This is a genomic window from Nitrococcus sp., assembly GCF_059432795.1.
On the sequence record NZ_JBXWZQ010000067.1, the window covers coordinates 1 to 10563 of the forward strand.

Sequence of the window (10563 nt, forward strand, 5' to 3'; positions counted from 1 at the left end):
TCAGGAAGCCGAGGAGAAGCGGCAAGAGGAGTTGCGGCTGGAGGGCCTTTAGGCCCTTTCATCGGAGTACAGGCCCCCTCCGGGGGCCTTCACCAAACCACCCGCTCTGCGGGTGGTACCTGATTTCCTGGGCTGCGCCGCCCGTGGCTGGCTGACTGTCGCAGCAGGATGCGAGCGAACGGCCTGCGTGCGCGGCAGCGTTTTTGCCGGCAGGCAGCTCCTTTAGTAGCACGGGTGATGACCTTTGCTGTTGCGTTCTTTCGCCTTGCCGATAGGCCTCGCCGCGCCTGGCGCGAATAAGCCGAGGTCGAGAGCAACGCAGTCCGCTCCGCGGGGTCGCCGTCGCCCGTTATGATCGTGAGCGTGCAGTAAACGCCGAAGAAAGGCGCGATACGTAGCGGTTCAAACGCGCTCGGGTGTGCATCATGCGGACAGTTGCGATGCCAATGTATGTCTCGGCGTTGCATGCTCGACACCGGCCGACGCGGGATCTCTCGGATGGCTACCCCGGAGTGGCCCATCCCGAGGTGCCGAGCCGGGTAGATCGTGTCTTCGAGGGCTTTGCGGCTGCGTGGGAGGTCGACGTCAAAAGCGTCGCGCGGCTCGCCTGGGAGACGGTAAGCGGGCTTCACGATCCGGCGTACGTGCGTTTTCTCTCGGAGCTGAGCACGCTTTTGCAGGAGGGCGAGGAGTATATCCCCTCGATTTTTCAGCCCAATCTCTCCGCGGCGCCATTGCGCGTGCGTGGCGGCATGTATTGTGTCGAGACGGGTACGCCGCTGAGCATCGCGACATTGCCGGCCGCGCTCTCCTCGGCGGCAGCCGCCGAAGAGGCGGCGCGCGCGGTGCTCGCGACCGGGCGCGATGCCGTGGCGCTTTGCAGGCCTCCTGGCCATCATGCGGGGCGACGGCGCTACGGCGGCTATTGTTTCTTCAATAACGCGTATGTGGCGGCGACGGTTCTTGCCGACGCCGGGCGTTGCGCGGTGCTCGATGTCGACTATCACCTCGGAGAAGGCAGCGCGGAATTGGCCAGCTCGCGTATGCCGTATTTCTCATTGCACGCCGATCCCTGGCGCAGCTATCCGTATCTCGATGCCCGTGCGTCTCCGGGCTCGGCCTTCGCGACGCTCGAGGTGCTTCCAGCAGGTGTCGATGGCAAGGGCTACCTCGCGCGGTTACGGCGTATGCTCGAGCGCGTAGATGCTCTCGACCTCGATTTCCTTGTATTGTCTCTGGGTTTTGACACAGCGGCTACCGACCCGATCCAGGACGATCCGGTAAGATTGCGCCCCGAGGACTACTTCCTGATGGGTCAAACGCTGGCCGAGCGACGCCCTCGGCTGGCAATCGTCCTCGAGGGCGGATACGACCTGGCGGGGCTTAGCGATTGCGCGCGCTGTTTTGCTGCGGGATTCTCCCGTCGTACCGAGCGATAGCCTCCACGGAATGAATCACCCGAGTGCCTTCGAAGTAAACGATGAAATTGGGGTAGACCCAACGGGTGATGGGTGGCTCGCCCACGGCGGGAAAGATTCGGGCTGGCTTTCCGAAGCGGCGTTTTACCGCGTCCATGCTGGCTCCCCGAGTTGGGGCCACCAACGAGTCGGTGCGCGCCTGCTCGGCTGCGCCGACCGTCAGACGCTCGGCATGGACGATGCTCTGGCCAAAGATACCCAGCAGCAAAGCTAAGGCGAAGACGGTGCGGTTCATGTCAAACCCCTCCCTGTTTCGCTGAACTATGCTCCCTGGTGATCGGATCAAACATCGACTGGTTCACATTTATCGACGCGTGTCGTGCGTCAACCCCGCGCATTTGTCGGGGATGCGATTTCCGACTCGATTCCTGCTACTCTGTGCTCCGCCATCCTGAGCGTATCGCCCCCCCCCTCGAGCGCTCACAGCGAGAGTGACCGGCCGTGTACAGACCGTTGCAGCTATATATCGGCCTGCGCTATACGAAAGCGAAGCGGCGCAACCACTTCGTTTCTTTTATCTCCTTGACTTCGATGCTCGGCATTGCCGTCGGCGTCACGGCGCTTATCACGGTGTTGTCCGTGATGAACGGTTTCGAGCACGAGCTTCGCGAGCGCATTCTCGGGATGGTCGCGCATGCGACCGTGACCGCCTTCTCCGGACCGCTGGAGGATTGGCGCGCGCTGGTGGGCGAGGTGCGCGAGCAGCCGCACGTGAAGGGCGCGGCCCCGTATGTCTCAGGCGAAGTGATGCTGACACGCGGTCCGGCGGTTACCGGGGCGCTGGTGCGGGGAATTCTGCCGCGTGAGGAACCCGGCGTCTCGCGTGTGCTTGACAAGCTGGTGGCGGGCCGGGTGGCCGACCTCGAGCCAGGGAGGTTCGGGATCATCCTGGGCGGTGGCTTGGCGCGCGTGCTGGGTGTCGGGGTCGGTGACGACGTCACGGTGATCACCCCCGAGGCACGGATCTCGGTGGCCGGAATTCTGCCCAGAATCCGCCGCTTCCACGTCGTTGGTCTCTTCGAAGTGGACATGAGCCAGTACGATCGCTCCCTTGCCGTGATGCATCTCGACGACGCGCGCTTGTTGTTCCACACGGGCAAGGGCGTAACCGGGATTCGGCTGCGCTTCGATGACCTGTTGGCCGCACCCCGTTTGGCGCGCGAGGTGACGGCACGCCTGCCCGGCTTTTACCGGGTGAGTGATTGGACGGTGCAGAATCGTAACTTCTTCCGGGCGGTGAGCACGGAGAAGACCGTGATGTTTATCATTTTGCTGCTCATTGTCGGGGTGGCGGCATTCAATATCATATCGACCCTGGTCATGGTGGTTACCGACAAGCAGGCCGATATCGCCATCCTTCGCACGCTCGGGGCGAGCCCGCAGACAATAATGGGCGTATTCGTGGTGCAGGGCGCATTGATTGGGGTTACCGGCACCGTGATCGGTGTGCTCGGAGGCGTCGGACTTGCCCTCAATGTAGAGACCATCGTGCCGGCGATCGAGCGCCTATTTCACGTTCAGTTCCTGCCGGCCGATGTTTACCTGATCAGCGATCTGCCCTCGAAGCTGCAGCCGAGCGATATTGTTCAGATTACTGTCACCGCCTTGGTATTGTCCTTGTTAGCGACGCTTTATCCGGCTTGGCGGGCGGCACGGACGGTACCCGCGGAAGCCTTACGCTATGAGTGACCAGCCGCCGCCAACGCCGAGGCCACCAAGCGTGCGCTGCCAGCGGCTCTCCAAGGTCTTCCAAGAGGGGGCGCTGCGGGTCGATGTGCTGCGCGGCATCGATCTTAGCATCCAGCAAGGCGAGCAAATAGCAATCGTCGGTCGATCCGGTGCCGGCAAGAGCACACTGCTGCATATTCTGGGCGGGCTGGACGAGCCGTCGCAGGGGACAGTGGAGGTGGTCGGAGAGCCGATGACCACCCTCGGTGCGGCCGCTCGTGGCCGATTGCGCAACCGCACACTGGGGTTTATCTACCAATTCCACCATCTGCTCGCTGAGTTCACAGCCGTGGAGAATGCGGCTATGCCGCTGCTGATTCGGGGCACACGACCGAGCCGCGCGGCCAAGGAGGCCAAGGCCATCCTCGAGCGGGTGGGCTTGGCGCAGCGATTCGCGCACAAACCGGGGGAACTCTCGGGCGGGGAACGCCAGCGGGTGGCGATTGCACGGGCTTTGATCACTCGCCCCGCGTGCGTGCTCGCCGACGAGCCGACCGGCAATCTAGACCGCCAGTCCGAGGACCGTGTTTTCGACCTATTGGTCGAGCTCAATCGCGAGTTCAAGACCAGCATCGTGCTCGTTACTCATGACCCCTCGCTCGCGGCCCGCATGGACCGTGTCCTGGTTTTGGATGATGGAGTGCTGAAAGAGGAAGCGGGCGATACAGCGCCCCGTCAAGCCACCCGTTGAATCGCCCGAGCCCAAGCGCCGGCGATGGCGTCAGCCTTGGCGCTCTCCCATGGCCGAATGTGCGCGGTTTGCCCGACGGTTACGTCGATGCCTGAGCTGGCGGACGATGTGCAGGCGCCACAGCAAGTGGACGGCGCCATAACCGGCCAGAGCAAGCACGAAACCGACGCTGAGCGAACCGACGATCAGGGGCTTCCAGATGCGCTCGAACTGCTCCCAGAACCAATGCAGACTGGGCTCAAAGCCAATATGCGCGGTTACCGGCGCGCCGATGATCCAAGTCCCGGTCACGTAGGTAAAGTAAAAGATGGCGGGCATCGTGATCGGGTTGGTGATCCACACCAGGGCGACGGCGAGCAGCAGATTCGCGCGCAGTACGACGGCGATCAGCGCAGCCAGGGGCATTTGTCCAGGCAAAGGGATAAATGCCACGAACAGCCCGCATGCAACGCCGCCGGCGACGGACCGGCGATTGAGATGCAACAGGTAGGGATCCTCGAGTAGACGGCCCAGCCAGCGGATCTCTCGGCGGGCACGAATCGCATGAAAATCCGGGAGATATCGCTTGATGAACCGCCTTGGCATCTAGTACTCCGAATCCGCGGCAGCATTTGGCGCTGTTAATCTAGCACAGCTCGGCGGGGATGGCCGGGGAGGGCCGCAGGGATGGCGGCGTTTGCAATGGGTGTGATTGGCTTCCAGCTCTTGCCTTGGCCGCTGGCCGGCTGGCTGGCCTCAGCAATCGTGCTTGCATTGGCGCTGCTGCTCGGGCGGGGGCACCTGCGCCAGTTCGGCCTTTTCGCATTCGGCATCGCTTGGGCGGCGTGCGCCGCGGGTTGGGCGCTGGACTGCCGCTTGCCCGAGTCGCTGGATGGTCAACGCTTGAGCCTGGAAGGCGTGGTCGTCGGGCTGCCGGAGCGCACGGCAGTGCGTCAGCGTTTTCTGGTGCGGCCTATTCGGATCAGGGGCTATCCGGCGAACCGCCCGTTACCGCGACGGGTCCGCTTGTCATGGTACGGTCACTCGCCGCCCGTCCATCCCGGGGAGCGCTGGCATTGGCGGGTGAAGCTCAGAGAGCCGCACGGCTTGATGAATCCGACGGGTTTCGACTACGAGCGCTGGCTGTTCCAAAATCGTATCGATGCCACCGGCTACGTCCGGGATACATCGACGCCGCGCCGGCTGGGTGCGGCGGGGGGCGTGGATGCGCTGCGTGCGCGGCTCTCCGAGCGTATCAGCACCGCGGCGCACGGGCAGGGCGCGGCGGCCGGCGTGCTTACGGCGTTGGTCACGGGAGACCGGCGGGGTATCGATCCGCCGACCTGGCGTGCGCTCAACGCCGCTGGTGTCACTCACCTCGTCGCCATATCGGGATTGCACATCGGGTTGGTGGCGGGCTTGATCTACTGGCTGGCGGGCGGCTTGTGGCGGCGCTTGCCTAGGGTGCCGCTGTGGCTGCCGACGCCACTGGCGCAAGCCGTGGCCGGTACCTCGGCGGCAACCGCCTACGCCGCTCTGGCCGGTTTCACGGTGCCGACTCAGCGCGCTTTGGTGATGCTCCTCGTCTTGGCAAGCGCGCGTATGCTGAGACGCGGAGTTGGGCCGCTGCGGGCATGGTGGGGGGCCATGGCGGCGGTTCTGGCGTTCGACCCGTTCGCCCCGCTCGGTCCCGGCTTCTGGCTGTCTTTCATAGCCGTTGCCGTGATTTTGTTGGTCGTGCGCCGCCGGCCCGGTAGCAATCGCAGACGCGAGATGTTCGGCGTGCAGTTCGCTCTCGCCGTCGGGCTGTTGCCGGTCATGGCTGCCTGGTTTCAACGCTTCTCACTGATCGCGCCCGTGGTCAACCTTACGGCCATTCCGCTCGCCGGGACGCTCTTGGTTCCCGGGGCCTTGCTGGCCACAGCCGTGCAGTGGCTCGCCCCGAGCATGGGTTCGCTATTGCTGCAGGGCCTGGCTTGGCTCATCCGGAACCTGTTGAGCGGCCTGGGCTACCTCGTGCATGCGGCGCAACCGCTCGTCTCGCTACCCTCACCCGAGATCTGGACGCTCGGATTGGCCTCGGTGGGAGCGGGCCTGATACTGCTGCCCGCTGGCTTTCCGGGCCGTCTCTTGGCGCTGCCGCTGTTCGTTCCGCTGCTCATGGGGACCCGCCTAGCCCCGAGCGCCGGCGAAGCTTGGGTGACGATGCTGGACGTGGGGCAAGGCAGCAGCGTGGTTGTGCGCACGGCGAACCATACCCTGGTCTACGATACCGGGCCCGCATGGAGTGGCGGCGGCTCGGCGGCGAACGTGTCATTGCTGCCCTTCCTGCGCTCGCGGGGAATTACCGCCGTGAATCGTGTTGTGGTCAGTCACGCGGACGATGACCACTCCGGTGGCTTGACGGCCTTGCTCGACGCTCTGAGGGTCGGTGACGTGATGATCGGCGAGCCCTTCGTGGCCGCGCCACCGACGGCTCGATTGTGTCACCGAGGCCAGAGCTGGGGCTGGGACGGTGTGCGGTTTCGCATGCTTGCGCCGCGTGTGCACGGCCTGAGCGGCAATGACGCCTCCTGTGTGCTGCGCGTTGCGAGCGAGGGGGCAGTGCTTTTGCTTCCCGGGGACCTCGAGCGCACCGGCGAGCTCGATTTATTGGCGCAATCGCGCCGCCTCGAGGCGGACGTGCTCTTAGTGCCGCATCATGGCAGCGGCAGCTCCTCGAGCGCCGAATTCATCCGCGCTGTCCACCCGAGCCTTGCGCTGTTGAGCGTCGGTCGCAACAATCCGTATGGGTTGCCGAACCGGCGGGTTATCGATCGTTATCGAGTGCGTGAGGTGCGGGTGCTGCGGACCGACCGTGACGGCGCGGTGGAGCTCGTATTGGGAGCCGATGGCTATCGCGTGCGTGCCCGGATGCGGCATGATCGGCGACGCTATTATCACCTTCAACCGTGAACGAGGTCGTTTCGAGCGCCAGCGGAAATCCAGTATGATCTGACGATCTCGGGGTGGATAGCGGGTGAGCGGCGCGTCGTGTGGAAATTGATCGAGGCGGGAGGCTGGGTCATGCTGCCTATTCTGGCCTGTTCCGTCGTGGCGTTGGCTTTCACGATCGAACGGTGTTGGGCGTTACGGCGTACGCGTGTGATCCCCAAGCACCTGGTCGCTCAGGTTTGGCATTGGGTGAAAAACGATACCCTGGATCCGACGCAACTACGCGAGCTTCGTTCGGGTTCGCCATTGGGGCGCATGCTTGCCGCCGGTCTCGTGAACATCCATTGCAGTCGCGAAGTCGTCCTGGAGAGCATCGAGGATCGGGGCCGCCATGAGGCCCATGGCCTGGAGCGCTATCTCAACACCCTGGGCACGATTGCGGCCATCAGCCCCTTGCTCGGACTGTTAGGCACGGTCATCGGCATGATCAAAGTGTTCAGCACCATCAGCTCGGCGGGACTGGGCAATGCGGCCGCGCTGGCGGGCGGCATCTCGCAGGCGTTGATCACGACGGCGGCGGGCCTCGTGGTCGCGATTCCGACCCTGATGGCCTATCGCTATCTCCGCGGCAAGGTGGAAGCCTTGGTGGTGGATATGGAACAGGAGTCGCTCAAGCTCGTCGAGGTGATTCACAATAATCGACGCGCGCCGGTCGCTTCGTCGGGGAGTCGACCATGAACCTGCGTCCACGACGGCGCGAGGACCCGGAGGTCAACCTCACGCCCTTGATCGATGTGGTGTTTCTGATGCTGATTTTCTTCATGGTCAGCACCACGTTCGTCGAGGAGGCCAACATTCAGGTCTCGCTTCCCGCGGCGAGTGCCCAGCCGGCGGCGCGGGCCGAGCCGATCGAGGTTACCGTGAATCAGCAAGGTACCTACTTCCTCGACAACGAGCCTCTTCGGGACAACCGCGAGGAAACGCTGCGTCAAGCGCTAATGCAGCGCCTTAAGGCAGGCGATGCTCAAGAGCGTCAACTGGTTATCCGCGCCGATGAGCGCACCGAGCATCTGCATATCGTGACGGCCTTGGACGCCGCCGGCCGCGCTGGAATTCATCGGGTTGCCATCGCGACGATACCGTCGGGGCAATGAAGAGAATGAGCACTTGGAATCAGCAATCGAGCATGAGCCGGCCCAACATTTACCGGCGTCTGTTTGAATACGTCCGCGACTACTGGCTGATTGGCGTCCTTTCTCTGATAGCCATGGTGGTAAGCGGTGCCAGCCAGGCGGTGTTCGCCTGGTTGGTCAAACCCATGCTGGATGCGGGTTTCGTTGCCCGAGATCCCATAGTGATGCGCCTGATCCCGCTGGGCCTGTTGGCATTGTTCGTGCTGCGCGGCCTGAGCAATTTCGGCGCGAGCTACGGTACGGCCTGGATCAGCCGTAGGGTCATCAAACGGTTGCGCTCCGAGGTCTTCGAGCGGCTGCTGACCTTGCCCAAGCGTTTCTATGACGATGCCTCTTCGGGCAGGCTGCTCTCGAAGCTGACATTCAACGTCGAGCAGGTCGCCAGCGCAGGGGCCGATGCCCTGATCACGGTCGTGCGGGATTCCGCCACGGCTATTTTCCTGATGGGTTACATGTTCATTGTCAGCTGGCATCTAGCGCTGAGTCTCGTTGTCCTCGGCCCGGTGATGGCGCTGGTGATCTTTTATATCAGCAAGCGTTTCCGACGGATTAGCCACAGGATACAGAAAAGCGTGGGCGGCGTGGCGTACGTGGCCGAAGAGGCAATTGAAGGCCATGAGGTAATCAAGATATTCGGCGCTCAACCCCATGAGCGTCGCCGCTTCGAGCAAGCGAACGAGCGTAATCGCCGCCAGTTCATGAAGTTCGTGGCCATCAAGTCCTTGAGCACCCCCGTGGTGCAATTCGTGGCGGCGGTTGCGCTGACGGTCGTGATCTATCTGGCCACTTTGGATGGGAATTTCTCGACCATCACGGTCGGTGCGTTCGTCTCCTTCATCACCGCGATGTTGCTGTTGCAACCGCCGCTCAAACGCCTGACCCAAGTCCAGGCCTTGATCCAAAAGGGGCTTGCGGCGGGAGAGAGCATATTCGAGATCATCGACGAGGTTCCAGAGACGGACACCGGCCGGTTGGATCTCGAGCGGGCCAGCGGGCGCATCGAATACCAGGGCGTGCGTTTTACCTACCGACCCGGTGACCACGAGGTGTTGCGGGGAATCGAACTGCACATCGAGCCCGGCGAGACGGTAGCCATCGTCGGGCCATCCGGCAGCGGCAAAACCACGCTCGCCAATCTGCTGCCGCGCTTCTATGAGCCCTCGGCGGGACGGATATTGCTTGACGGGGTGCCGCTTGGCGACTATCGGCTAGCGGCCTTGCGCTCGCAGATTGCCATCGTCGGGCAGCAACTGATGCTGTTCAATGACACGATAACAGGCAATATCGCCTATGGGCGCCTTGGCGAAGTGCAAATGGACGAGGTGCGTCGAGCCGCCGAGCTCGCCAACGCCCGGAAATTCATCGAGGCGTTGCCTCGGGGATTCGAGACATTGGTCGGCGAAAACGGGGTGCGGCTCTCGGGAGGGCAACGCCAGCGGATCGCCATTGCGCGGGCGCTTCTCAAGGATGCGCCCATACTCATTCTCGACGAGGCTACCTCGGCATTGGATACCCACTCGGAGCGGTTGATTCAGCATGCATTGGATACGCTCATGCGCGGACGTACCACGCTAGTCATAAGCCATCGCCTGTCCACGGTGGAAAACGCCGATCGTATTATCGTCCTCAACGAAGGGTGCATCGTCGAGGTGGGCACGCATAGCGAACTGCTAGCGCGTGGCGGACTCTATGCCGATCTGCATCACAAGTACAGGCCAGAGGAATCGCTGCTTGGCATCCGGGCGGGTTGAGCATCAATTCGATCATGCCCGATCTGCCGCGGTTCTGGCTCGAGGATCGATGGCCTAGCCGTGTGCTGCGGCCGCTGGCCGTATGTTTCAGCGGCGCGGTTCGGCTGCGCGCCGCCGCCTACCGGAACGGATGGCGGCGAAGCTACCGGGTCGGCGTGCCGGTGATTGTTGTCGGCAATCTGTTCGTCGGTGGCACCGGCAAGACGCCCATGGTGATTTGGCTCGTGGAGCGGTTGGGCGCCTATGGCTACCGCGCCGGCGTGGTCTCTAGGGGTTATGGTGGTGGTGATAGCGGCGGCCCCCCACGTATTGTGGAGGCCCAGGATGATCCGGCACGTGTCGGAGACGAGCCGGTGCTGATCGCCGCGCGCACGCGCGCGCCGGTGGCTGTCGGTGTCGACCGGGTGGCGGCGGCGCAGCGCCTCGTGATGGAACGAGGTTGCGAGGTGATAATCAGCGATGACGGCCTGCAGCATTATCGTCTGAAACGCGACGCCGAGATTGCCGTATTCGACGCCGTCCGCGGTGTAGGAAACGGCCAGTGCTTTCCTGCGGGGCCGTTGCGCGAACCGCTCTCGCGTCTACAACGGGTTGACCTTGTGCTGGGCAATGGGGGTGCGCTCAACCGCGAGGGTTACGCTTTTCGCTTGATTCCGGGACGGTTAACCGCGCTTGGAGGGCGCTCAAGCGCAACGGAGCCGCCTCCGACCGGCACGCGTGTCCGGGCGATAGCAGGTATCGCGCATCCGGAGCGCTTTTTTCGTCTCCTGGAGACGCTGGGCTATTGTGTCGTGCCGCAGCCGTTTTCG

10 protein-coding genes are annotated in these 10563 nt (G+C 63.4%); 8 read left to right on the forward strand and 2 right to left on the reverse strand.

Going from position 1 to position 10563, the window contains the following annotated elements; translation table 11 throughout:
* The first annotated feature begins 440 nt into the window (after positions 1 to 440).
* Positions 441 to 1439, forward strand: a complete 999-nt coding sequence (locus AC52Q4_RS05495; protein WP_495535798.1) for an arginase family protein — start codon at positions 441 to 443, stop codon at positions 1437 to 1439.
* Here the strand turns inward: AC52Q4_RS05495 and AC52Q4_RS05500 are convergent.
* Positions 1384 to 1713: a hypothetical protein gene (locus tag AC52Q4_RS05500; RefSeq protein WP_495535799.1), complete on the reverse strand. Its 330-nt coding sequence runs from the start codon at positions 1711 to 1713 to the stop codon at positions 1384 to 1386. The genes AC52Q4_RS05495 and AC52Q4_RS05500 overlap by 56 nt on opposite strands.
* A gap of 206 nt (positions 1714 to 1919) precedes the next feature.
* Between AC52Q4_RS05500 and AC52Q4_RS05505 the strand changes: the two genes are divergently transcribed.
* Both AC52Q4_RS05505 and lolD read left to right on the forward strand, forming a co-directional pair.
* Positions 1920 to 3167, forward strand: coding sequence for a lipoprotein-releasing ABC transporter permease subunit (locus tag AC52Q4_RS05505; protein WP_495535800.1), 1248 nt, complete (start codon positions 1920 to 1922; stop codon positions 3165 to 3167).
* Positions 3160 to 3897 (forward strand): lipoprotein-releasing ABC transporter ATP-binding protein LolD, encoded by a 738-nt coding sequence (gene lolD / locus AC52Q4_RS05510; RefSeq protein WP_495535801.1) that lies wholly within the window; start codon positions 3160 to 3162, stop codon positions 3895 to 3897. Before AC52Q4_RS05505 ends, lolD begins: the two co-directional genes overlap by 8 nt.
* 30 nt (positions 3898 to 3927) lie before the next feature.
* Here lolD and AC52Q4_RS05515 read toward each other — a convergent pair whose 3' ends face one another.
* On the reverse strand, positions 3928 to 4482 hold the full coding sequence (locus tag AC52Q4_RS05515) for a DUF2062 domain-containing protein (RefSeq protein ID WP_495535802.1): 555 nt from the start codon (positions 4480 to 4482) through the stop codon (positions 3928 to 3930).
* An 81-nt stretch (positions 4483 to 4563) separates the two neighbouring features.
* On the opposite strand from AC52Q4_RS05515, the gene AC52Q4_RS05520 reads away from it, so the two are divergent.
* The 5 genes from AC52Q4_RS05520 to lpxK all read left to right on the forward strand — a co-directional run.
* Complete coding sequence (locus AC52Q4_RS05520) at positions 4564 to 6831, forward strand: DNA internalization-related competence protein ComEC/Rec2 (RefSeq protein WP_495535803.1); 2268 nt, start codon at positions 4564 to 4566, stop codon at positions 6829 to 6831.
* 78 nt (positions 6832 to 6909) lie between these two features.
* Positions 6910 to 7548, forward strand: a complete 639-nt coding sequence (locus tag AC52Q4_RS05525; protein ID WP_495535804.1) for a MotA/TolQ/ExbB proton channel family protein — start codon at positions 6910 to 6912, stop codon at positions 7546 to 7548.
* Positions 7545 to 7964 carry an ExbD/TolR family protein gene (locus tag AC52Q4_RS05530; protein WP_495535805.1) on the forward strand — a complete coding sequence of 140 codons (420 nt, stop codon included), beginning with the start codon at positions 7545 to 7547 and terminating at the stop codon, positions 7962 to 7964. Before AC52Q4_RS05525 ends, AC52Q4_RS05530 begins: the two co-directional genes overlap by 4 nt.
* 32 nt (positions 7965 to 7996) lie before the next feature.
* Positions 7997 to 9754, forward strand: coding sequence for a lipid A export permease/ATP-binding protein MsbA (gene msbA, locus AC52Q4_RS05535; RefSeq protein WP_495535806.1), 1758 nt, complete (start codon positions 7997 to 7999; stop codon positions 9752 to 9754).
* A partial coding sequence (gene lpxK, locus AC52Q4_RS05540) for a tetraacyldisaccharide 4'-kinase (RefSeq protein WP_495535807.1) occupies positions 9751 to 10563 on the forward strand: 813 nt, incomplete at its 3' end. The genes msbA and lpxK, both read left to right, overlap by 4 nt.